The following is a 21713-nucleotide window of genomic DNA, read 5'->3' as shown; positions in this document are numbered from 1 at the left end:
CGCATCACGAAAAGGGCCGGTACCCCCGCGGGGGTACCGGCCCTCTCCTCATGTGCCGTCAGGCGACGAGCTCCGAACCGTCCTTGGTCGCTCCCCCGGTCTCTTCACCGGCCCCTTCACCGGTCTCGCCGGTCGGCGCCGGCTTGCTGTCGCGCATCACCAGGGTGGCCAGGACGGCCGCCGCGAGGACACCGACGGCGCTGATGGTGAAGGTGGTGGCCATCGAGGAGGCGAAGGCGTCCCGGGCGGCGGCGACCAGGCCCGCGTCGCCCTGGGCGACGGCCAGGGCGCCACCGATCGACTGCTTGGCCTGCTCGGGGGCGTCGGCCGGCATCGCGGAGCGGAAGGTGCTGGTGAGGAGCGAGCCGAGGATCGCGATGCCGAGCGCGGTGCCGGCCTGCTGGATGGTGTCGTTCAGGGCGGAGCCGACGCCCGCCTTCTCCTCGGGGATGGTGCTCATCAGGGCGCCGACCGCGGCCGGCATCGCGAGACCCGCACCGAGGCCGAGGAGGCCGAGGGCGACGGCCGGGACGGTGAAGCCGGAGTGGGCGTCGACGGTGGTCAACAGGGCGAAGGAACCGGCCATGACCAGCATGCCGACCAGGATGAGGACCCGGTTGCCGGTCTTCGCGGCGAGTCCGGCACCGGCGCCGTTGCCGATGAGGGCGGCGACGGCGAGCGGGACGAAGGCGAGGCCCGCCTTGACCGGCGAGTAGCCGAGGACGAACTGCAGGTACTGGGTGAGGACGAGGAGCAGGCCGCCGTTGCCGATCTGCACCAGGGTCAGGGAGAGCGAACCGCCGCTGAAGTTGCGGTTCTTGAAGAGGACGAGCGGCACCATCGGCTCGGGGGTGACGTTCTCCCAGATCACGAACCCGACGAGGGTGACCAGCGCGACCGCCAGGGTGATGAGCCCGCGGCCCTCGAAGGCGCCGTGCTGCGGGATCTCGATGATCCACCAGATCATCGCGGTCATGCCGACCGCGGAGAGGATCGCGCCGAGCGGGTCGGGCTTCTGCCACGGCCCCTTCGACTCGGGCATGAGGACGAGGGCGGCGACAACGGCGAGGACGACGACCGGGACGTTGATGAAGAAGATCGACTGCCAGGAGAAGTGGTCGATCAGGAAGCCGCCGAGGACGGGGCTGCCGACCAGGCCGAGCATCGAGACCGAGCCCCAGGCCGCCATCGCCCGGGGGCGCTCGTCCTCGTCGAAGACGGTGATGAGGATGGAGAGGGTGGAGGGCATGATCAGCGCGCCGCCGATGCCCATGGTGACCCGTGCGGCGATGACCTCGCCCGGGTTGCCGCAGAACGTCGCGGCCAGCGAGGCCGCGCCGAAGAGCAACAGGCCGATGATCATGATCTTCCGGCGCCCGAAGCGGTCACCGAGGCTTCCCGAGGTGAGGAGGAGTCCGGCGAAGACCAGGATGTAGGAGTCCAGGATCCACTGGATGTCCTGGGCGCTCGCCCCGATGTCCTCGGTCATGGCCGGCACCGCGACGGTCAGCGCCATGCTGTCGACCACCAGGACCAGGGTGCTGAGGCACAGCACGATCAGGATCCACCAGCGGCGTGGGTTGCGGCTTTCCATGGGATTTTCCCCCTCGACTCCGGAAGCGCCCGGCTTCCGGCGGCGCTCGTTTCCTTCGATGCGAACACTGTACGCAGCTGCGCACAGTGTTCGCAACCCTCGATCGCTGTACGCTGGATGCGAACGCCGTACGCAGCACCGCCCGGCGCACCGAGGAGGACCATGACCGCCAAGGCGAACCCCGTTCCGTCCGTGTGGGCACGACAGCAGTCCGCCCCCGACCAGCCCGCACTCAGCCGCGCCTCGATCGTCCGCGAGGCGATCGTCATGCTCGACGCCGACGGCATCGAGGCCCTGAGCATGCGCAAGCTCGGCGCCCGCCTGAACGCGGGCGCCACCTCCCTCTACCGCCATGTCGCCACCAAGGACGAGCTGATGGAGCTCGCCGTCGACGAGGTCGCGGCCGAGTTCACCGTCCCGCCGCCGGGCAGCCCCTGGCGCGCCGCCGTCACCGAGGCCGCGGTCTCCTTCCGCGCGACGGCCCTGGGCCACCCGTGGCTCTCGGCCGTCCTCGGGCAGGCGGGCCTCGCCTATCTGGGCCCCAACCTGATGGCGTACTCCGAGCGGCTCGCCGCCCTGTTCTCGGACGCCGGCTTCCCCGAGCCGAGCCGCGCGATCGACACCGTCCTGTCGTATGTGATCGGCATGAGCACCACGGAGGCCGCCTGGCTCATCACGGTCACCCGCTCGGGGAAGACCGAGGGTGATCTCATCGCGAGCCTGATGCCCGCCGCGCAGCAGGCGGCGGCGGGGCACGACCATCTCGCCGGCGCCTACGCGGACGCCGCCGTCCACGCGCCGGTCGACCCGGTCGCCCTCCGCGACGAGAAGTTCTTCTACGGCCTTGACGTGGTCCTGGACGGTCTGGAGATGCGGCTCCCGCGCTGACGGGAACCGGCGGCCGCCGCCCCTTCCGCCCCGGGTTCCGGCTCCGTCCCGGCGTCCGGGCCCTCACCGGAATCCGGTTCCGGCGCGGGCCACAGACGGGCCGCGGCCACGGCTCCCACGAGGGCGACGACGGTGAGCGCGGCCGCCGAGACGGCCGGGCCCGCCGTCGCGGCGAGCCCGCCGGCGAGCGGATAGGCGAGCAGCCAGCAGACGTGAGAGAGGGAGAACCGGGCGGCGAAGACGGCCGGCAGGTCGGCGCTCCGGACGCAGCGGCGCACCACCCTGCCGCCGGGGGTGAGCACGGCCGAGCCCGCGGCGCCGACCACCAGCCAGACCACCAGGAGCGCGGGCCAGGACCAGGCGCCGGGCCGGAGGGTGAGCCCGAGGGCCAGGAGCCCCAGGGCTCCCGGCAGGACGAGGGCGGCCCGGGTCATGACCGCGCGGTCGCCGCCCCGCGCCAGGGCGCGCGGCAGCAGCAGGGCCACCGCCATCGAGCCCGCTCCGTACGCGCCGAGGGCGAGCGGGAGGTCCCCCTCGGGGCGGCCGAGGGTGTCGCGGACCAGGATCACACTGTCGACCAGGACCACGGCCCCGGCCGCCGCGACGGCCAGGTCGAGGGCGAGCAGGGCGCGCAGGCGCGGGGAGGCGAGGAGGAGCCTGATCCCGGAGACCGCCTTGGTGTACGCGGTGCCGGCGACGCCGACGGAGCGACCGGAGCCCTGGTCCGGGGCGGGGGCGGGGTCCGGGGCGGGGTCCGGGGCGGGGGCGGGGTCCGGGTCGGGCAGGGTCGTCGAGCGGACCAGGAGGCCGGAGAGGAGGAAGCCCACGGCGGTGGCGGTGAAGAGCAGACCGTACGGGACGACCGTGAGCAGCACGGCGGCGAGCACCGGGCTCGCGAGGCTCTCCAGGTCGTAGGCGAGTCTGGCGAGCGACAGCGCCTCGGTGTACTCGCGCTCGTCGGGCAGTACCTGCGGGATCGTGGCCTGGAAGGCCGGAGTGAAGGCGGCCGAGGCGGCCTGGAGCAGCAGGATCAGGGCGTACACCTGCCAGATCCGGTCGACGAACGGCAGGGCGAGGACGACCGTGGCCCGCGCCAGGTCCATGGAGACGAGCAGGGTCCGCCGGGGTACGCGGTGGGCGAGGGCGCCGGCGATCGGGGCGATCACGACGTACGCGGCCATCTTGATCGCGAGGGCGGTGCCGAGCACGGCGGTGGCGTTCGCGCCCGCCAGGTCGTACGCGAGGAGGCTCAGCGCCACGGTGGCCAGACCGGTGCCGGTGAGGGCGACGACCTGGGCGCCGAACAGGCGCCGATAGGTGGGGTTGCGCAGCACGGACAGCATGAGGACGCCCCCGGTCGGCCACGGCGGACTGCGGACGTCTCCACCGTAGCCGACATGTGCACGCTTGCGCACATGTTGAATCCAGGGGTTTCCCGGAACCCCCGGCGGTGCCGGGCTTCGCGAGGCCTCCCGGTCGCGCCAGGGGTTTCCCGAGATCTCTCCGTCGTGCCGGGCTTCGCGAGACCCCTCAGTCGTGCCAGGGCTCCCCGCTCACCTCGTGGTCGGCGCGGTTGATCGCCTCGACCACCAGGCGCTTCAGATGCCCGTCCGGCATCGCGTACACGACCCGGCGACCGTCCTTGCGGGACTGCACGAGCCCGGCGAGACGCAGCTTCGCCAGATGCTGGCTGACCGCGGGCCGCGCGGCCCCGCACGCCTCCGTCAGGGCGGTCACATCGGACTCTCCCCTGGTCAGCAGCCACACCAGATGCAGCCGGGTCGGGTCCGAGAGCAGCCCGAACACCTCCGCGGCCGCCGAGAGTTCGAGCGCTCCCGGCGTCCGCTCGTGCGGACGGGACGCGGCCGCGGGCTCTACGCGCTCAGACATGCCCCCATCGTAGGCAGAGCGGCCGCGCTCCTCAGGCCTCACGTCCGGCCGCCGCCGGCCCCGGCACCGTACCGAGGAAGCGGATGCGCGGAGGGCCGCCGGGCTCCGGGCGGGTCACGGCCGACCGGACGCGGTCGACCTCGGCGATCAGCTCCTCGGTGAGCACCTCCCCCGGGGTGCCTGCGGCCACCACCCGTCCCCGTGCCAGGACGACGAGCCGGTCGCAGTACATCGCCGCCAGGTTGAGGTCGTGCAGCGCGACGACGGCGGTGAGGCGCAGCTCGGCGACGAGGGCCAGGAGGTCCAGCTGGTGCTGGATGTCGAGGTGGTTGGTGGGTTCGTCGAGGAGCCGTTCGCGCGGCTCCTGGGCGAGGGCGCGGGAGATCTGGACGCGCTGCCGTTCGCCGCCGGAGAGGGTGCGCCGGGACTGCCCGGCCCGGTAGGTGAGGCCGGTGCGCGCGAGGGCGGAACGGACGGCGGTCTCGTCGGCGGCCGAGGCCGGTGTCCAGGCCCTGCGGTGCGGGACACGGCCGAGGCGTACGACGTCGGCGACGGTCAGATCGGTCTGGGTGTCGGCCTGTTGCTCGACGGTGGCGAGGCGCCGGGCGACCGTCCGGCGGCCCAGCGCTCCGAGCGGGTCGCCGTCGAGGGTGACCACGCCGGAGTCCGGGTCGAGGACGCCCGCGAGGAGACGCAGCAGGGTCGACTTCCCCGAACCGTTGGGCCCGAGGAGGCCGGTGACGGTTCCGGGCGCGAGGGTGAGGCCGACCCCGTCGAGGACGAGGGTGCCACCGGCGGTGCGCGAGACGCGGTCGGCGCGGAGGCCGGCGGCGGCCGGGTGAGGGGTGCCGGGCGGGTGTGCGGCGGCGAGCGCGCGGCGGCCGTCGCCCGCGGCTCGGCTCGTGGCTCGGCTCGTGGCGGGTCTCGTGGTCATCGTGTGCTCCTGGTGCGGTACAGGACGAGGACGAACGCCGGTACGCCGACCAGCGAGGTCACCACACCCACCGGCACCTCCTGCGGGTCGAGGACGGTCCGCGCGAGGGTGTCGGCCCAGACCAGGAACACCGCCCCGGTCACGGCGGTGACCGGCAGCAGCCTGGCGTGCCCGGGACCGGCCAGTGCCCGTGCCGCGTGCGGCAGGACGAGGCCGACGAAGCCGATCGCCCCGGCGGCGGAGACCAGGGCGGCCGCCAGGAGCGCGGTGACGCAGAGCAGGACGAGCCGGGTCCGGGCGACGGCGACGCCGAGCGCCGCCGCGGCGTCCTCGCCGAACGCGAAGGCGTCCAGGGTCCGCGCGTGACCGCCGCAGATCAGCAGCGCCGCCGCGAGCACCGCGCCGCAGACGGCGGCCAGGAGGGTACGGGGCAGCCGCAGGTCCCACACGATCCCGTCCCGGATCGGCGAGACCTCCGCGGCTTCCCCGCCGAGGTGGGCGGCGACCACGGACCACACGTCGGCGACACCGACGTCCGCCGGGCCGATGGTGATGGCCACGGCCACCGAGACAGCCAGGACGGCGAGCCCCGCCACCGTCCACAGCGGGGCGGCGCGCACCGCGCACCGGGGCGGCGGGGCCGTCGAGCGGGCTCGCCGTCACTGCGCGAGACCCTACGAGCGGAGCGCCGCAGCCACCTTCTCGACGCCTTCGACCGTGCGGAGGGTGGGGTTCATCGCCTGTCCGCCGAGCAGGACGTACCGCTTCTCCTTCACCGCCGTCATGTTCCGGGTGACCGGGTCGGACTCCAGGAACTCGATCTTCTTGGCGGCGCTCTCGACGGACTGCGAGCGCCGGGCCGGGTCACGGATCTCGCCGTAGACCGTCTCCATGGTGAGCGGCGCGGTGCGCACCCCGTCGCCGTCGCCGCTGTTGTCCTTGCCGACGCAGTCGGTGGGCGAGAGACAGGAGGGGACGCCGAGCTTCTCGAACCGCTCGGGGGGGCCACCCCGCCCTTGCCGAGGGTGTACGTGAAGGAGGCGGCCGCGAAGTCGGGTTCGGCGTCGAGCACCTTCTCGAAGGAGGGGTAGCGGTCGGCGAGGCGCGGTACCTTCGCGTTCTCCTTCTCCAGGCCCTTGAGCACCGGGTCCGTCCAGGTGGCGGTGCCGACCATGCGGTCGGCGAGGCCGAGCGAGAGCATGATCTCCGCCGCGCCCCGGTCGAGGGCGACGGCCCGCTTCGGGGGCCGGCCGACGGTGACGCGCTGTCCGCAGTTGTCGGCGAGCGTCAGCGGGAACCCCTTCGCCGCTCCCCCGGCGTCCTTCGAGGTCGGTGCGGCGGGCCCGCCGCCGCACCCGGTCGTGGTCAGGAGCAGGGCGCCGGCAGGGAGAGCACGGCGGAGCGGACGGGGCGCCTTCCCGGGCCCGTCGTGCCGCCCAGTGGCCGATGCTCCGCCCGTCGCCCTCACCGCTGCGCGTCAGTTCCGGTCTCGCACCGGATTCCCTGACCCGTGCACGTACCCGTTCAGGTGCGTACAAAGGTGCGACTGGCCTCGGCGCAGTGCCACCGGCCCAGGCCCCGGCCCGGGGTCCGCAGCCGTTGCCGGAGCCGGGCTTGCCGGCACCGGCGCCGGGGCGGTCGGATGCCCTCGGAGCCAGGGCCGGTCCGGCGTCAGATGCGCAGTTCCCTGGCCTCGAAGCGGCCGTCCCCCAGCACCAGGACGAAGGAGACCTGCTGGCCTTCGGAGAGCACGCGGTCCTTGCCCTCGATGTCCTCGGCGCTGAACCAGACCTGTTCCTCGGAGCCCACGGGGACGACGAATCCGTATCCGCCGGCGCGGTTGAAGGAATGCACGAACCCTTTGCTTCTGCCGTCCACGGCGGCCTCCTCGTCGTCGTCGTCGGCGACGCGGCCGAGGGGGGCGAGGGCCCGCTCGGCCGCGTCCGCGTCTCAGACGACTTCTACCCCGTACGCCCACCGTTCGCCCGCGGTGGCGCCGGGCCGCAGGACGGTTCCCGCGGTCCTGCGGGAACGCTCCCACCCCGGTGTACACGCCACCCTCCGGAGTCTCGTACAATCTTCAACAGAGGCCCGGTGCCGGAGATCCCCCGTGTCCGACACCGGGCCTCGCTCTACCCGCCCACACCGCGGGACGAGGTCCGGACGGTGCCTCGGGCCTCGTACTCGAGCATGGTCTCCAGGCCGTTCGCCGCGTCCGGGCCGAGTTCACGGCGGACCAGCCAGAGGGCGAGTTCCAGGCCGGACGTGACGCCTCCGGCCGTCACCAGGTCGCCGTCGTCGACCACCCTGGCCCTCTTCAGAACACCTCCCTGCCGCTCCAGATCCGCCCGTGCCTTGTGGTGGGTGGTACAGGGGCGACCACGGGTGAGACCGGCAGCGGCGAGCAGCATGACGCCCGTGCACAGCGCACCCACGGTGAGTCCCGGCCGGACGGCCGCCGCCAGGGCGCGGGGCAGAGTGCCCCGGTCGATCTCCGCCCAGACGCCGGGACTGTCGCGGCGCGCGTACCCGCCGCCGGGCACGACGAGCAGATCGGCCCGCTCAGGGGCCCAGGGATGCTCCACCCGGACCTCGGTCCCGTAGGCGGCGGTGACGGTCCCGGGGCCGGTGGCGGAGACGTAGCGGACCTCCACCGGGCGCTCGGAGAAGAAACCGGCGGCGGAGAGCACCTCGTAGGGGGCGGCGAAGTCGAGTTCTTCGACGCCGTCGAAGAGGACGACATGGACGCGCAGCGGGCGACGCGTGGACGGCTTCGTGGTGGCGGAGCCGGCGGTGGTGGCGGTGGCGGCGGTGGCGGCGGTGGCGGCAGCACCGGCGGTGGCTGTCGCGGTGACGGTGGCGCCCGCGAGGGCGGTGGTGGCGCGGAGCAGGTGGCGGCGGTGCATGCGTCTCCCCGGAAAGGTGGGCGGTTCCGACGTTTCTGTCGCGTCGAGGCAGTCGGACGGCACCGCCGCGGGGTTCCCCCGCCCCCGGCACCACCCGGTTCCGCCGCCCTGCCCCGCGCACCCGCCCATGGAGGCCGGCGGCCTCCCGTCAGGCCCTGCCGCCCGGATACGCGATCCTCGCCGTGACCGTGGCGATGCGCCGCGCCGACTCCTCCGGGGACGCCACCGGCTGGACGATGTGGCTCACGGTGAGCCGCACGATCGTCTCGACGGCGAGGCCGCGCGACTCCTCGTCCACGTCCGGCCAGGCCTCGGTCGCATAGGCGTCGAGCATCGCCATGGCCGTACCGAAGACCGGTTCGGGGCGGGTCGTGAGATAGGCGAGGAGATCGTCCTCGCCACCCCGGGCCGCGACCAGGACGCTCTTGACGAGCGGGTTGTCCACGGCCTGCTGGAGGGTGTAGCCGACCCCGGCCGCGGCCGCGGCCTCCAGATCGCCCCGGTGGGCGTCGAGTTCGCGCTGGATGCCGACCAGGAAGCCCTCCAGCTCACGCTGGACCAAGGCCTTGCCGATGGCCTCCTTCGAGCCGAACTCGTTGTAGAGGGTCTGCCGGGCCACGCCGGCGGCCCGCGCGACGGCGGCCATGCGCAATCCGCCCCAGCCGTCCGCGGCGACGAGGCGGTAGGCGGCGTCGAGCACCTGCTCGCGCAGCAGGGATCGAACGCTCTCGCGAAAACGGGTCATCGTGCGGTCACTTTATCCGTGCGGCCCACCTGCCCCGGATGATCCGGGCGTCGGAGACCGGAGGCCGCCGCCTACGACGCCGGCGACCCCGGCGACTCCGGCGTGTCCGTTGTCTCCGTTACTTCCGTCGTGTCCGTGTATCCCGTCGTGTCCGTCGGCTTCGTCAGCCAGGGGGCGGCGGCGGCCAGCAGGGCGGTCACTCCGAGCGGGATCGTCGGCCCGGGGACGGGGGCGAAGTGCGGGGAGTGGTTGGCGGGGACGGTGTCGGGGAGGCCGTTCTCCAGCAGGGAGCCGGGGTCGACGCCCGCGTAGAGGGCGGGGTCGGCGCCGCCGAAGTGCCAGAAGACGGAGGGCACGCCGAGCGCGGTCCCGAACACACCGAAGTCCTCGCTGCCTGTGATGGCCTGGGGGAGCGTGAAGACCCTCCCCTCGCCCAGGACTTCGGTGAGCGCCCGCTGCACGACCGCGGTCGCCGCCGGGTCGTTGACCGTGACCGGGAAGGAGTTGATCGGCGCGAACTCGGGCTCCTTGGGGGCGCCGGAGGCGGCGGCCTCCGCCCGGACGATGCGCGTCACGGCGGCGAGGATCCGGTCCCGTACGACCGGGGTGGTCGAGCGGATGTTGATCCGCAGCTCGGCGGTGTCCGGGATGATGTTCTCCTTCGTCCCCGCGTGCAGCGAACCGACGGTGACGACCCCGGTCTGCGAGGCGCCGATCTCCCGGGACACCACCGTCTGCAGACGCATGACGACCGCCGCCGCCATCACCACCGGGTCGACGGCGGTCTCGGGGCTCGACCCGTGGCCGCCACGGCCGAAGAGCGTCACCCGGAGGCTGTCGGACGCGGCCATCACCGGCCCCGGCCGGGTGCCGAGGAAGCCGACCGGGGCCGGGGCCACGTGCTGGCCGAGGCAGACCTCGGCGCGCGGGAAGCGGTCGAGGAAACCGTCCTCGATCATGGCGGGCGCGCCGCCGACCTCCTCGGCAGGCTGGAAGACGGCGACGACCGTGCCGTGCCAGTCGGCGCGGTGTGCGGCGAGCAGGTCGGTGGCGCCGAGCAGACAGGTGACGTGCATGTCGTGCCCGCAGGCGTGCATGACGGGCACCTCGTCGCCGTCGGGGTCGGTGCCGGTGACGGTGGAGGCGTAGGGGAGTCCGGTCTCCTCCTTGACAGGGAGGGCGTCCATGTCGGCGCGGAGCAGGACGACCGGGCCGGGGCCGTTGGCGAGGACCCCGACGACTCCGGTGCCCGCGACGCCCTCGGTGACCTCCCAGCCCTGGGCGCGCAGCTGTCCGGCGACGACGCCCGCCGTACGGAACTCCTGGAACGACAGCTCGGGGTGGGCGTGCAGGTCCTCGTAGAGAGCGGTCAGCGCGGGCAGCCGCGCGTCGAGGCCGGCGAGGAGCGGGGCGAGGGAGGTGGCGGTGGTCTCGACGGTCATGCGGAGTCCTTTGCGGTGCTGGGGGACGGGGACACGGAAGGGGCCGTCGGCGGTCCGCCGGCGGCGGCGCGGAAGGCGGCGGCGTCCTGCGGGGTGAGGCAGGCCATGACGGCGGCGATCAGGGCGCCGAGGACGAGGAAGCCGAAGGCGACCTGGAAGGAGAAGGCGTCGGCGAGGGCGCCCATGACGGGCGGGGCGACCATGCCGGCGACCTGGCCGCCGAAGATGACGACGGCGCTGCCCACTCCGACGTACGCGGGGGCGAGCCCGGCGAGCGGGACGGCGAAGATCGGCATGTAGGCGAGGGAGGCGGCGAAGACGGCGACGGTGCCGAAGACGACGAAGCCGGTGACGGACGGCGCGTTCGCCATGAGGAGCAGGGCGACGGCGGCGACGGCCATGCCCGGGACGATGACCGTGCGGTGGTGGCCGCCGAGACGGTCGGAGATCCGCCCGCCGATGACGGTGGCCAGTGCGGCGCCGAGCGCGGGGACGGCGATGAGGGCTCCGGCGGAGGTGAGCGAGACGCCGTGCTCCTCGCCGAGGTACGACGGGACCCAGGTGTTGAGGCCCCAGACGATGGTGTTGTAGCCGAACATCATGAGGGCGAAGCGCCACAGGACGCCCTTGCGCAGGACGGCGCCGAGGGCGGGACGTGCGGTCTCGGCCGCCCCGGCGTCCTCGCCCGCCCCGGCGTCCACTCCCGGTACACCCGCCTCGCCCACCACGCCCGTCTCGCTCTCCTCGTCCGTCGCCCCGTTCGTGCGGGGCAGCGGGGCCGGGAGCCAGAGGCGTACGGCCACGAGCGCGAGGACACCGAGGGCGGCGGTGGACCAGAAGGCGGAGCGCCAGCCGAAGGCGGCGACGAGCGGGGCGACGGCCAGCGGGGTGATGACGGCGGCGAGGGCGTTGGAGCTCATGACCGTGCCGTTGGCACTCATGCGTTCTTCGGGCCGGGTGCGTTCCACCAGGACCTTCATCGCGGCGGGCGGGAAGATCCCCTCGGCCGCGCCGAAGGCGAAGCGCAGGGCGAGCAGGACGGCGAAGGACCAGGCGAAGCCGGTGAGGGCGGTGAAGACCGACCAGGTCAGCAGCGCCCAGAGGGTCACCCGGCGGCCGCCGAACCGGTCGGCGAGCAGCCCGCCGGGGATCTGGCAGAGGGCGTAGGCGAGGAAGAAGGCGGAGACGACGAGGCCCTGCTGCGTGCGGTCGAGGTCGAACTCCGCCCCGAGGGAGGGCAGGACGAGATTGATCACGAGCCGGTCGGCGTAGTCGACGAGCCAGGCCCCGAAGAGCAGGGCGATCGTGACGCGCGCGGTTCTGCGATGCGTCGACGGCGCCGCCGGGGACGCGGGAAGGGTCGGAGCAGGCACGGCACTCCTCTCGCCGGTGGCCGAATCTGGTCGTCGGCCGGAAGTGCCCTTACGATCCGGTTCGTGAGCGAACGCCCCGCGGAATTGCCGGAAAGCATTACGGAAGGAGCTCCTGTGCCGGATTCCGGTGGGGAGGACTCCCCCAAGGGCTTCTCCGAACTGGATCTGGCGCTGATCGACGCCCTCCAGGCGGCCCCCCGCGCGCCGTGGACCCGGATCGGACGGGCGCTCGGGGTGAACGCGACGACGGCCGCCCGCCGCTTCGAACGCCTCCGCACCGAGGGGCTCGCCTGGGTCACCGCGTACGACGCGGCGAAGACGGCCACGGTCGCCTACGTGGAGGTACGGTGCCGGCCGCGCGCCTTCGACCGGGTGAGCGCGGCCGTGACGGCACTGCCCTGGGTGTTCGGCGTCGACGAGACGGCCGGGGACTTCGACCTCCTGCTCTCCGTCGCCGCCCCGGACCTGCCGTCGCTCGGGCGCGCGGTGCACCGGGGGATCGGCGGGCTGCGCGGGGTCCGCTCCACCCGGACCCGGCTGGGCATCACCCTGTACGGGGAGGGGCGCGACTGGCGGATGCGGGCGATGAACCCCACCGAGCGCGCAGGGTTGGGCGGGGCGCCGGCCGCCCGGCCCCGGACGTACAGCACCCATCTCCACGACCGGCCCTCCCCGCAGGACCAGGCGCTGCTCACGGCGCTCGGCGCCGACGGACGGCTGGGGTACGGCGAACTGGGCGCGCTCACGGGGATGAGCGAGCACACGGCACGGCGCAGGCTCCAGCGGATGATCCGCGACGGGGACATCACGCTGCGCTGCGATCTGGCGCACCCGATGGCGGGGCTCTCCACGACGGTGGTCTACCGGACGTCGGTGCCGCACGCGCTCCTGGAACAGACGGGGAACGCGCTCGCCCGGCTCGAACAGGTGCGGATGTGCGCGTCGGTGAGCGGCCCGGACAATCTGCTCGTCCTGGTCTGGCTGCACGGTCTCGGCGCGGTGGACCCCTTCGAGGCGCTGCTCGCGGAGCGTTTCCCGGCCCTTGAGGTGCGGGACCGGACGGTGGCCCTGCACTCCCCCAAGCGCATGAGCTGGCTCCTCGACGAGCGCGGGAGGGCCACGGGCCGGGTCCCGCTGGGGCTGCCCGAGCACTGAGGCGCGGGGACTCCGGGATGCGGAAATGCGGGAAGGCCGGGATGCGGGGTCGCTGGGTCGCGGGGAGGGGAGGTGCCACGGCGCGCCGTCGCTCCCGTAGGTCCCGGTCGGGGGTGGGGCCGGGGGGAGGCGCGCGGTGCGCCGTGGCACCGTCTGTGGGGTGGAGCGGACCGGCCGGGGCCCGGGCGTCGGGCGATGACGCCCGGGTGCCGGCCGATGGCCGGAGTGCCAGCCGCCGAAGCCAGTTTCAGCCGCCGAAGCCCGGGTTCGGGCCGGTGGCCGGGATTTCGGCCGGCGATGACCGGGTGGGGGTCGAGGGCCGGGACGTCAGCCGGCGATGCTCGGGTTCGGGTCGAGGGCCGGCGCCTCGCCGCCGAGGACGCCGACGGCGTTCGCGGGGCCGGGCTCGCCGGGGTGGATCGCGCAGGAGAGGGCGGTGGCCTGACGGAGGGTCTCCGTCAGGTTCTCCCAGTCGACGGCGGGCCGGGTGTCGGGGCGGCCGAGAAGGAGGGAGGCGTTCCAGCGCATCCGGGGCACACCGGGGAGGGGGCGCAGTCCACCGGCCTCCTGGTGGGAGGCGGCGAGGGCCATGGGGAGCATGGCGCAGCCGAGGCCGGACTGGGCGGCGGCGCGGACGCCCGCCATGGAGCCGAGTTCGTGGATCTCGGGCGGGATGTCGCTGCGGAGCCGGAGGAATTCGGGGAGCCAGCGCTGCGAGGGACAGTCGGGGTCGGCGATGACGACCTGGCGGCCGAGGCTGCCGCGTCGGTGGCCGACGCTGGTGACGGGGACGAACTCGACTTCCTGGAGGCGCACTTCGGTGAGTTCGTCGGAGCGCTCGGCGTGCGTCTGGTCGGCCGGAGGCGCGGCCGGCTCCTCGCAGTCGACGACGGTGAGGACGAGGGCGCCGTCGATCGATCCGGACCGGAAGGCGTCGTGGACCTCGGAGGTTCCCATGACGCGCAGGGCGAGCTGGACGCCGGAGAGGAGGCGTCGCCCGATGTGGGTGACCCGGGCGAGCTGCTGTCCGTACGCGAGGGCGGGGACGATGCCCACGGTCAGCCGCGGCGGGTTGGCCGCCGGTCGGCGCAGGGCGGTCTCCATCTCACCGACGAGGGTGAGGATCTGGCGTGCGTAGTCCCGCAGCACGGTTCCGGCATGGGTGAGCCGGACACCGTTGGGGAGCCGCTCGAAGACGGGCTCCCCCACCTGTCTCTCCAGGGCGCGCATCTGTGCCGTGACGCTGGACTGCGAGTACCCGAGGCGTCGCGCAGCCTGGGTGAACGACCCGGTCAGGGTCACCTCGCGGAAGGTCCGAAGGGTTCTTGCGTCGATGTCCACGTGAATTCCCCCCTGCCGCGCAGGCGGCAGTTCCTCACACCAGGTGGTTGGTCGGCCACCCGCTTCGATCGCCCCAGACGGTCTGTCACACAAGCCGCAGGGGTGTCGGACGCTTCGTCGCGCCCGGCACCCCTGCTCGGCCGCGAAGACTCTACTCGGCGAGCTGGGCCGGGACCAACGGAAAGTCCAAGTCCGGCTGCGCAACGTGATTGAAGAAGTTCGACAGCACGTTGAGCGCGACGTGGCCGACGATCTCCGCGATCTCCGCGTCGGTCACTCCGGCGGCGCGGGCGTCGGAGAGGGCTCCGTCGGTGACACGGCCGCCGGTGGACATGACGGCGCCGGCGAAGCGGAGCACCTGGTCCATGTGCGGGTCGCCGGCGTCGTGGCCGTGGCGGGTGTCGAGCAGTTCCCGCTCGCTCAGGCCGACCTTGCCGCCGCGCAGGGTGTGCGCGGAGACGCAGTACGTGCAGTCGTTGTACTGCGCGATGTAGAGAGCGAGTTGCTCACGCTGGCGGGCGCTGAAGCTGCCGCCGACGAGGGCCTCGCGCATGGCGAGGTATCCGCGGAGCGCGGCGGGGCCGTTGGCGAGGGCGGCGTAGAGGTTGGGCAGCTTGCCGAGCTGCTTGAGGGTGCCTTCGAGCAGCTCTCGCTGCTCCTCGTTGGCGGTCTCGACGGTCAGTTGGGGCAGGCGGGGCATGGAGCTCTCCTTGAGCCGGACCAAGACGGAACTGATCGGTACCATCAGGACGGTACCGATCGGTTCCGTCTGGCGCAACGGGAGGGTCCCACTCCGCTCGCCCACCGGGATCACCGATACGGCACCGAGTGGTACCGTCTGGTATGGCCACGAACGCGAAAGAACGGCTCCTCAGCGCGGCGGAGCGTCTGTTCTACGAAGAGGGGATCCGGGCCGTCGGCATCGAGCGGATCCTGTCCGAGTCCGGAGTCGGCCGCGCCTCCTTCTACCGCCATTTCCCCAGCAAGGACGACGTGGTCGTCGAGGTCCTGAGACGCCGCGACGGCATGTGGCGCGCCTGGCTCGACGGCCGGATCGCGGTCAGCGAGCGCTCCCCCGAGGAGCTGCCGCTCGCACTCTTCGACGGTCTGGCCGAACGCTTCGCTGCCGCCTCGTTCCGGGGCTGCGCCTTCATCAACACCATGGTCGAGACGGCGGACCCGGACAGCCCGGCCCACCATGTGGCCGCCGAGCACAAGGAGAAGGTCATCGGGGTCCTGGACCGGCTCCTCGCCGAGGGCGGCTACCTCGACCACGAGGCCCTGGCGCGCCAACTCGCCCTGCTGGGCGACGGGGCGATCGTGACGGCCCTCCGCGAGGGCACGCCGGAGGCGGCGGTACGGGCCAGGAGCGTCGCGGAGATCCTGCTGCGGACGGCGGAGCGCGAACCGGTCAGCGCCTGACGGGCGGGGCCGGCCCGGCGCGACGCCCCCTCGGACTCGGCCCCGGACCGACGGCGCCTCGGACCCGGCCCGGCGCGACGCCCCCTCGGACCCGGCCCCCGGCCCCCGGCCCCCGGCCGACGGCGCCTCGGGGTCTGCCTCGCCCCGACGACGCCTCGCGCCCTGCCCGTTCGGCGGCCCTCGGGCCCGGCCGCGAACCGGCCCGAGCTCCGGCTCCGGGCCCGGATTCCGACCTGCGGCCGGACACCGGAGTCAGCCCAGGGGCCGGGCGACGAGGTCGGCCCCCTCCCCAAGATCCGCCTCCGGATCCGCCCCCGGGGCCAGATCCGGAGGCAGGCCCCGGGATCAGATCCCGGGAGTCAGCTCTCCCCTGCGCACCTTGCCCGAGCGGGTGCGCGGCAGGCTCGCCACGACGGCCACCCCGCGCGGGACGAAGACCGGTGCGAGCCGCTCGGCGGCGAGCGCCAGGAGCTCGGCGCCGATGCGCCCCTGGGTGATGTCCGTCAAGTCCTCGCCTCCGGAGCGCAGTTCGACGACCGCGTAGGGGGCGAGGCCGCCCTCCGGGTCCTCGCAGGGCACCACCGCCGCGTCGGCCACCTCCGGGTGGACGCGCAGGACCGCCTCGATCTCCATCGGGGAGACCCGGTGCCCATGGGACTTGAAGACCTCGTCCATCCGGCCGAGCAGTCGGATCGAGCCGTCCGCGCACCGCTCGCCCCGGTCCCCCGTGCGGTACAGGCCGTCGGCGAAGGCCTCCGCCGTGCGCTCGGGCAGACCGGCGTACCCCCGCATCAGACCCGGCGGACGCTCCGTCAGATCCACGCAGACCTCGCCGGATTCGCCGGTCTCCCCCGTCTCCGGGTCGCGCAGCACGATGCGGTATCCGGGGAGCGGGTGCCCGAGCGGGGCGAGGGGTTCCGGGGTGCCGGGGGCGCGGCCGATGAGGGCCGTCGCCTCGGTCTGGCCGTAGCCGTCGCGGACCCGCACCCCCCAGGCGGCCTCGATCCGTTCCACCGTCTCGGCGGTCAGGGGCTCCCCGGCCGCCGTGGCCTCGCGCAGCCGGGGGGCGTCCGCGCCACCGCTCACGTACGGGAGCAGGGACCGCCAGGCGCTGGGCGGCGCGCAGAAGCTGGTGACGCGGTGCGCGGCGAGGACACCGGGCAGCGCGGCCGGCGGGAGGCCGCCGTCCGGGGGTGCGAGGACGGTGGCCTCCGCCGCCCACGGGACGAAGAAGCTCGACCAGGAGTGCTTGGCCCAGCCGGGCGCGGAGAGGTTGAGGTGCCGGTCGCCGGGGCGCAGTCCGCTCCAGTACAGGCTGGACAGGTGCCCGACGCCGTATCCGGCGTGGCTGTGCTCGACGAGCTTGGGCAGGGAGGTCGTCCCGGAGGTGAAGTAGCAGAACGACGGGTCGGCCGCGCGGGTGGGTCCGTCCGGGACGAAGCGGGGCCGGCCGGGACGGCGGGTGTCGGGGTACGGGACCCAGCCGCCCCGGTCCGCCCCGACGGCCATCCGGAGGCCCGGCACCCGTACCGCCGGCGCGTCGAGCAGTTCGACGATTCCGGGTGCGCAGATCACGTGCCGGACGGCGCCCCGGCCGATCCGGTCGGCCGCCTCGGCACGGGTCAGGTCCTGGTAGCCGGGGACGACGACCGCGCCGAGTTTGACGCAGCCGAGCAGGGTCTCCCAGAGCTCGACCCGGGTGCCGAGCAGAATCAGGACCCGGTCGCCCCGCCGGACCCCGTGCTCGCGCAGCGCGACCGCCAACGCGTCCGAGCGGGCGGCGAGTTCGGCGAAGGAGACCCGGTCGACGACGGGCACGTCGCACCCCGGGGCGGCGCCGTCCGGGCCTTCGCCCCACGGGGCTCCGCCGTCCGCGGCGCCGCCGTCCGGCAGCGGCCGGCCGAGGAGTTCGAGCGCCGGCCGGTCGTTGTTCTCGGCGATGACGTCGAACCAGTCCAGGGCCCAGTTGAAGTGCTCGGCGCGCGGCCACCGGAAGGCGGCGTCGGCCGCCTTCCGGTCACCACGCAGCCGCAGCAGCAGATCCCGCGCGGCCCGGTACTCCTCGTGTGCCGGTGTGCCGGCGCGGCTCATCCCGCGCTCCCGGCCACCACGCGGTCGGCCACCGGGCGGCCCGTCCCCGCCGCGCCCACCAGTGCCTCCGCGATGTCGTCCGCGTCCCGGGTGAAGGAGCCCCAGGGGCCGGGGCGCCCGCTGCCCACCTGGGTGAACCAGCGGGTGTACTCGCTCGGGATGCCGAGCACATGGGTGGTGGTGTCCACGGAGCCGTCGGCCCGCACGGGATGGAACGGCGAGTCGGTGCAGTCGAGGCCTCCGGTGGCGAACTCCTCGCCTCCGTCGAGCGCGTTGGTGAAGGTACGGATCTCCCCGTCCGCCATCAGGCCCCGGATCAGCGGGTCCCGGTCGGCTTCCAGATCGGTGCCCGGTACCCGGGCGTCCACGACGAAGTCCAGCGGCACCCAGGAGTTCTCCACCTGCGTCGACTCCACCGAGAACCGTCCTTCGACGGGGTCCGCGCCGAACCGCGCTCCGGGACCCACCGGTTCGAGGACCCCGGCCGCGAGCAGGGCGAGGAACTGTTCCGACCGCAGCTGTGGCGGCCCGGTCGAGACCATGGCGGCGACGGGGCCGAACTCGGCGAGGAACCAGCGGTGCGACGCCGGGGTGAGCCCGCCGAAGTCGACCACGGTACGGATGGTCTGCCGGACGTCCCTCAGCACGTCGGCCGCCGCTTTGAGGGGGCCGTCGACGTTGCCGAGGCGCGCTTCGAACAGGTCGGCGCGCAGCCATTCGGTGAGGACCTTGTGGTACTCGGCGGGGGAGCCGAAGCGCCGGCCGCCGAACGGGCGGGCGAGCGACTCGATTCCGCCGAGCGGCCGGGAGTCGACGCGGTATCCGGCGGCGAGCCGTTCGAGCAACAGCGGGTCGGGCCGGTCCGCGAGGGCCTGCGCCCCGCGCTCGGTGAAGTCCGCGGCCGCCTCGGGGCCGTGCACCTGGCGGATCCGGGTGGCGAGGAGGACGAGGTTGACCTCGGCCAGCAGCCAGGGCAGCACCGACGTCTCGAAGTCGAGCGGCGCTCCCTCCGCGCGTAACGCGGCCATCCGTTCGGCGGTGAACAGCCGGGCACGGTAGCGGTGGTCGGGCCCCTTCTGGTTGGCGCCCCGGGTGAGCAGGGGCACTCCCCCGCGCGAACCCGCCAGGATCCGGGGCTCCTTGCCGCTGGGCAGGTAGAGCAGCCCGTCGCAGCCCTCGGCGAAGGAACCGCCGCGCCCCAGGGTGAGCTCGGTGAGGATGTCGTAGAAGGTGAGTCCCATGCCGAGGATGCCCACGCTCGCGCCCGCCGGGATCGCGGCGAGCGGCATCTCGTTCGCCGAGCCGCCGGCGATGTGACGGACGGGGCGGGTGGGGGTGCTGTGTTCCCGCGCGAACCGGTTCCAGGCGAGCTGGCCCTCGTCGGGCTCGTTGACGGGATGACCGGTGGCGAGGAGCACCCGGTCGACGGTGAGGACGTCACCGCGGTCGAGTCTCAGCCGGTGCGCGCCTCCGTCCTGCCCGCCCCCGGGCCGCGCGCGGTCGGCGCAGATCACCCGGGCGGGGACGCGGTGGACGGTGAGCGAGGACGGCAGGGTCTCCTCGATCCGCCGCATGACGTAGGTCAGATAGCGGCCGTAGACGGCGCGGGGCGCGTAGCCCTCGGGCTCGGCGCCCGCGGGGTCGTCCTGCGCCCACCACTCGCCGAGGGTGGGCCCGGCACCGGGCCGGTGCGGCCCGGTGTCGGCGGGACCGGAGAACATGGTGATCTCCTGGGCCGGGGTGTTCATCAGGAACCAGGGCGACTGGTCCGTCCGCCAGATCCGCCCGGCCCCCGCCTCGTACGGATCCACCGCGAACACCTCGACCGGGCGGGCCGGCGGCCCCTCGGCGCAGCGGGCGGCGAGCCGCTCCAGGACGGAGAGACCGCGCGGGCCCATACCGACGAAGGCGATCCGCAGCGGCTCGTCGGACGACGCCGGGGCGTCCCGGGGAGCCGGCTCCGGCGGCGGGTTGGCCGCCGCCGCCTGGTCGTGCTCACGGGCGACCCTGCCGAGCATGCCGGAGAGCTGACGTGAGGTCATCGGAATGGTCCTCCTGCTGGTGGTGAGCAGCGGCAGCGCGCCCAGGTCCGTCCACTGCAGGCGCCCGTCCGGTGCGACGGTGGACCGGACGGCGCCCCGGTTGTCCGGATGCAGGCAGAACGGCACGTCGAGCAGGCCCCGGTCGAAGGCTTTCAGGAGGGCGACACCGAGGTCGTCGGAGAGCGCGAGGACGGCCGTGACCAGGGTGCGCGCCTCGGCGAGCGTCTCCTCCGCGTCGGCCTCGGCGGCGGACCGGCCGCCCGGGTGCGAGCCCCGGCGGGGCGCGGTGCGGGCCGCGTCGGCGGCGATCCGCAGGGCGGTCAGGTTCTCCGCGACGGTGGGGATGCGGTGCGCCTCGGTCTCGGTCTTCACGATCAACCGCTGCGCCCCGCCCCTCACGGCCAGTTCGGCGCTGCGGCGCAGCAGCAACCGGGCCCCGGGAACGGTCCTCGGGTAGACGCCCATGTACGTGTAGAGCACGATGTGGCGGTCGACGGACGGCGGCAGGAACTCGTCGGCGAGCAGCCGCAGCGCGGTGAGCGCTCCGGTGTCCTGGCCGGGATGGGTCTGCTGGGCGTAGCTGAGGGAGACGCTGGTCGCCCCGTTGGCCACGAAGAACAGGCACTCCAGGACCGAGACGGCGACGAGCAGCGACGGCGGGCAGAGCTGGCCGAGGAGGCAGCCGCCGAAGGATTCGAGATGGGCCCGGCGGCCGTGGGCACGGCTCTCCTCCGTGAGGAACTGGACGGAGTCGCGCCAGGCGGCGACGGATTCGGCGAGCGGGGTGCGCCCGTAGGGCAGGCAGTAGGAGACGGGGCCGCCCTCGGAGGCGGCGAGGCCCGCGGCGGCCATGGTGCGGAAGATGGCCATCGGGTCGGCGGAACCGTGCCGGACCTGGACGGGTGTGGCACGTCCGGCCGCGGCGGCGACCCGTGCGGTGGTCTTCGGACCGTGGCTGACCAGCGGGAACCCGTTGAGGGGCAGACCGGCGCGCAGGGCGGCGGTGGCGGCGGCGTGGTCGCCGACGCGGGTGTAGCTGTCGATGGTGAGGGTGGCGACGGTCCGCTCGGGCAGTGCGGCGACGGCGGCGACTCCGCCGGCCATCTCCTCGGGCCCGACCATGCCCATCCGGGGCTGGACGACCAGTTCGCCGGCTTCGGCCGACTCCTGGACGAAGGCGCCGAGATCGCCGGGGGCGAACGGGGGCGGGGCGGAGGTCGTCAAGCCGCGGCCCGCCCGGTACACGCGCCGCCGAGGTCGGCGAGCCGGCGCAGCAGGGCGGTGGGCGGGGTGCCGTCCGCGTACACCTCGTCGTATCCGGCGTCGAGGAGCTCGGCGGTACGGGTGGCGGCGCCCTCCGGGGAGATGCCGAGGAGTCCGCCGATGACCATGGGGACGGAGCGGGTCTTGCGGTCGGCGCGCAGGGCGCGGGCGGCGCGCAGCCCGTCCTGGTGACCGTGGCCGTTGACGGAGGAGAGCACGACGAGGTCGGGGCTGGTCATCCGGGCGGTGTCGACGAGCAGTTGCTCGGGGACGCAGGGGCCCAGGTTGAGCACCGAGTGCCCGTGCTCCTCCAGGAAGAGCTGGAGGTGGACGAGGTTCCAGGTGTGGGCGTCGGAGGAGCCGGTGGTGAGCAGGACCCGGCGGGAGGGCTCGGGACTGCGCAGGGGCTGGGGCCGTGCGGACGGGGTCATGGCGTCTCTCTCCGGAAGGGTGTGGGCGGGCGGGTGGCTGTACGGAAGGGCCGCCGGGCCCGCGGGGGCCCGGCGGCCGCTGGGTCCTGTCGTCGAACTCCCGTCGTCGCCCGAAGGGCGGCCCCGCGGCGTCAGGTGCGTGCTCTCGGCGTGCCGGGCACAAGCCCTCGTACTGGACGTACTCGGGCTTGCGCCC

Annotated in this window: 19 protein-coding genes, 1 pseudogene and 1 riboswitch; of the genes and pseudogenes, 3 read left to right on the top strand and 17 right to left on the bottom strand. The window is 74.0% G+C overall.

All coding sequences use genetic code 11. The features are described 5' to 3' along the window. Window positions 1-58: 58 nt before the first annotated feature. Window positions 59-1594 carry an MFS transporter gene (locus IE311_RS23435; protein WP_189833750.1) on the bottom strand — a complete coding sequence of 512 codons (1536 nt, stop codon included), beginning with the start codon at window positions 1592-1594 and terminating at the stop codon, window positions 59-61. 162 nt (window positions 1595-1756) lie between these two features. Between IE311_RS23435 and IE311_RS23430 the strand changes: the two genes are divergently transcribed. Beyond that, window positions 1757-2482 (top strand): TetR/AcrR family transcriptional regulator C-terminal domain-containing protein, encoded by a 726-nt coding sequence (locus IE311_RS23430; protein ID WP_189833749.1) that lies wholly within the window; start codon window positions 1757-1759, stop codon window positions 2480-2482. Here the strand turns inward: IE311_RS23430 and IE311_RS23425 are convergent. From IE311_RS23425 to IE311_RS23380, 11 genes and pseudogenes are all read right to left on the bottom strand, one after another. Further along, window positions 2431-3825 (bottom strand): MFS transporter, encoded by a 1395-nt coding sequence (locus tag IE311_RS23425; RefSeq protein WP_189833852.1) that lies wholly within the window; start codon window positions 3823-3825, stop codon window positions 2431-2433. The genes IE311_RS23430 and IE311_RS23425 overlap by 52 nt on opposite strands. Before the next feature lie 187 nt (window positions 3826-4012). Then, a complete protein-coding gene (locus tag IE311_RS23420; protein ID WP_189833748.1) occupies window positions 4013-4372 on the bottom strand; it encodes an ArsR/SmtB family transcription factor in 360 nt (119 codons plus the stop codon). Between the two features lie 31 nt (window positions 4373-4403). After that, the gene (locus IE311_RS23415; protein WP_189833747.1) at window positions 4404-5306 is read right to left on the bottom strand and encodes an ABC transporter ATP-binding protein; all 903 of its coding nucleotides are present in this window, start codon (window positions 5304-5306) and stop codon (window positions 4404-4406) included. Beyond that, window positions 5303-5926: an iron chelate uptake ABC transporter family permease subunit gene (locus IE311_RS23410; protein WP_189833746.1), complete on the bottom strand. Its 624-nt coding sequence runs from the start codon at window positions 5924-5926 to the stop codon at window positions 5303-5305. The genes IE311_RS23415 and IE311_RS23410 overlap by 4 nt, the downstream gene beginning before the upstream one ends. A gap of 54 nt (window positions 5927-5980) precedes the next feature. Further along, window positions 5981-6220, bottom strand: a complete 240-nt coding sequence (locus tag IE311_RS37365; protein ID WP_373313948.1) for a hypothetical protein — start codon at window positions 6218-6220, stop codon at window positions 5981-5983. 173 nt (window positions 6221-6393) lie between these two features. Then, window positions 6394-6480, bottom strand: a pseudogene (locus IE311_RS37360) (hypothetical protein); the annotation flags it as partial. Between the two features lie 179 nt (window positions 6481-6659). Further along, a riboswitch (cobalamin riboswitch) is annotated at window positions 6660-6845 on the bottom strand. Between the two features lie 132 nt (window positions 6846-6977). Continuing rightward, window positions 6978-7184: a cold-shock protein gene (locus tag IE311_RS23400; protein WP_189833745.1), complete on the bottom strand. Its 207-nt coding sequence runs from the start codon at window positions 7182-7184 to the stop codon at window positions 6978-6980. A 254-nt stretch (window positions 7185-7438) separates the two neighbouring features. Then, window positions 7439-8212, bottom strand: a complete 774-nt coding sequence (locus tag IE311_RS23395; protein ID WP_189833744.1) for a DJ-1/PfpI family protein — start codon at window positions 8210-8212, stop codon at window positions 7439-7441. Between the two features lie 148 nt (window positions 8213-8360). After that, on the bottom strand, window positions 8361-8957 hold the full coding sequence (locus IE311_RS23390; RefSeq protein ID WP_189833743.1) for a TetR family transcriptional regulator: 597 nt from the start codon (window positions 8955-8957) through the stop codon (window positions 8361-8363). A 71-nt stretch (window positions 8958-9028) separates the two neighbouring features. Continuing rightward, window positions 9029-10399, bottom strand: a complete 1371-nt coding sequence (locus tag IE311_RS23385; protein WP_189833742.1) for an amidohydrolase — start codon at window positions 10397-10399, stop codon at window positions 9029-9031. After that, window positions 10396-11772, bottom strand: coding sequence for an MFS transporter (locus IE311_RS23380; RefSeq protein WP_189833741.1), 1377 nt, complete (start codon window positions 11770-11772; stop codon window positions 10396-10398). The genes IE311_RS23385 and IE311_RS23380 overlap by 4 nt, the downstream gene beginning before the upstream one ends. A 114-nt stretch (window positions 11773-11886) precedes the next feature. On the opposite strand from IE311_RS23380, the gene IE311_RS23375 reads away from it, so the two are divergent. Beyond that, window positions 11887-12927: an Lrp/AsnC family transcriptional regulator gene (locus tag IE311_RS23375; RefSeq protein ID WP_229902100.1), complete on the top strand. Its 1041-nt coding sequence runs from the start codon at window positions 11887-11889 to the stop codon at window positions 12925-12927. A gap of 327 nt (window positions 12928-13254) precedes the next feature. Here IE311_RS23375 and IE311_RS23370 read toward each other — a convergent pair whose 3' ends face one another. Further along, entirely contained in the window at window positions 13255-14268 is a 1014-nt protein-coding gene (locus IE311_RS23370) for a LysR family transcriptional regulator (protein ID WP_189833739.1), read from the bottom strand. 151 nt (window positions 14269-14419) lie between these two features. Further along, window positions 14420-14968, bottom strand: coding sequence for a carboxymuconolactone decarboxylase family protein (locus tag IE311_RS23365; RefSeq protein WP_229902099.1), 549 nt, complete (start codon window positions 14966-14968; stop codon window positions 14420-14422). Between the two features lie 143 nt (window positions 14969-15111). On the opposite strand from IE311_RS23365, the gene IE311_RS23360 reads away from it, so the two are divergent. Further along, window positions 15112-15690, top strand: a complete 579-nt coding sequence (locus IE311_RS23360; RefSeq protein ID WP_189833737.1) for a TetR/AcrR family transcriptional regulator — start codon at window positions 15112-15114, stop codon at window positions 15688-15690. Between the two features lie 345 nt (window positions 15691-16035). Here IE311_RS23360 and IE311_RS23355 read toward each other — a convergent pair whose 3' ends face one another. The 3 genes from IE311_RS23355 to IE311_RS23345 are packed head-to-tail and all read right to left on the bottom strand — an operon-like array spanning window position 16036 to window position 21517. After that, on the bottom strand, window positions 16036-17781 hold the full coding sequence (locus tag IE311_RS23355; protein ID WP_189833736.1) for an acyl-CoA synthetase: 1746 nt from the start codon (window positions 17779-17781) through the stop codon (window positions 16036-16038). After that, window positions 17778-21047: an FAD/NAD(P)-binding protein gene (locus IE311_RS23350; protein ID WP_189833735.1), complete on the bottom strand. Its 3270-nt coding sequence runs from the start codon at window positions 21045-21047 to the stop codon at window positions 17778-17780. Before IE311_RS23350 ends, IE311_RS23355 begins: the two co-directional genes overlap by 4 nt. After that, a complete protein-coding gene (locus IE311_RS23345; RefSeq protein ID WP_189833734.1) occupies window positions 21044-21517 on the bottom strand; it encodes a cobalamin B12-binding domain-containing protein in 474 nt (157 codons plus the stop codon). The genes IE311_RS23350 and IE311_RS23345 overlap by 4 nt, the downstream gene beginning before the upstream one ends. Window positions 21518-21713 lie beyond the last annotated feature (196 nt).

The organism is Streptomyces zaomyceticus (assembly GCF_014656215.1).
GTDB lineage: Bacteria > Actinomycetota > Actinomycetes > Streptomycetales > Streptomycetaceae > Streptomyces > Streptomyces zaomyceticus.
This window is presented reverse-complemented; position numbering and strand designations above follow the sequence as displayed.

Bases quoted from the DNA above. Each gene is read 5' to 3' on its own strand.
- IE311_RS23435 (WP_189833750.1), bottom strand. From the start codon at position 1,594: ATGGAAAGCCGCAACCCACGCCGCTGGTGGATCCTGATCGTGCTGTGC.
- IE311_RS23430 (WP_189833749.1), top strand. From the start codon at position 1,757: ATGACCGCCAAGGCGAACCCCGTTCCGTCCGTGTGGGCACGACAGCAG.
- IE311_RS23425 (WP_189833852.1), bottom strand. From the start codon at position 3,825: ATGCTGTCCGTGCTGCGCAACCCCACCTATCGGCGCCTGTTCGGCGCC.
- IE311_RS23420 (WP_189833748.1), bottom strand. From the start codon at position 4,372: ATGTCTGAGCGCGTAGAGCCCGCGGCCGCGTCCCGTCCGCACGAGCGG.
- IE311_RS23415 (WP_189833747.1), bottom strand. From the start codon at position 5,306: ATGACCACGAGACCCGCCACGAGCCGAGCCACGAGCCGAGCCGCGGGC.
- IE311_RS23395 (WP_189833744.1), bottom strand. From the start codon at position 8,212: ATGCACCGCCGCCACCTGCTCCGCGCCACCACCGCCCTCGCGGGCGCC.
- IE311_RS23390 (WP_189833743.1), bottom strand. From the start codon at position 8,957: ATGACCCGTTTTCGCGAGAGCGTTCGATCCCTGCTGCGCGAGCAGGTG.
- IE311_RS23385 (WP_189833742.1), bottom strand. From the start codon at position 10,399: ATGACCGTCGAGACCACCGCCACCTCCCTCGCCCCGCTCCTCGCCGGC.
- IE311_RS23365 (WP_229902099.1), bottom strand. From the start codon at position 14,968: ATGCCCCGCCTGCCCCAACTGACCGTCGAGACCGCCAACGAGGAGCAG.
- IE311_RS23360 (WP_189833737.1), top strand. From the start codon at position 15,112: ATGGCCACGAACGCGAAAGAACGGCTCCTCAGCGCGGCGGAGCGTCTG.
- IE311_RS23355 (WP_189833736.1), bottom strand. From the start codon at position 17,781: ATGAGCCGCGCCGGCACACCGGCACACGAGGAGTACCGGGCCGCGCGG.
- IE311_RS23345 (WP_189833734.1), bottom strand. From the start codon at position 21,517: ATGACCCCGTCCGCACGGCCCCAGCCCCTGCGCAGTCCCGAGCCCTCC.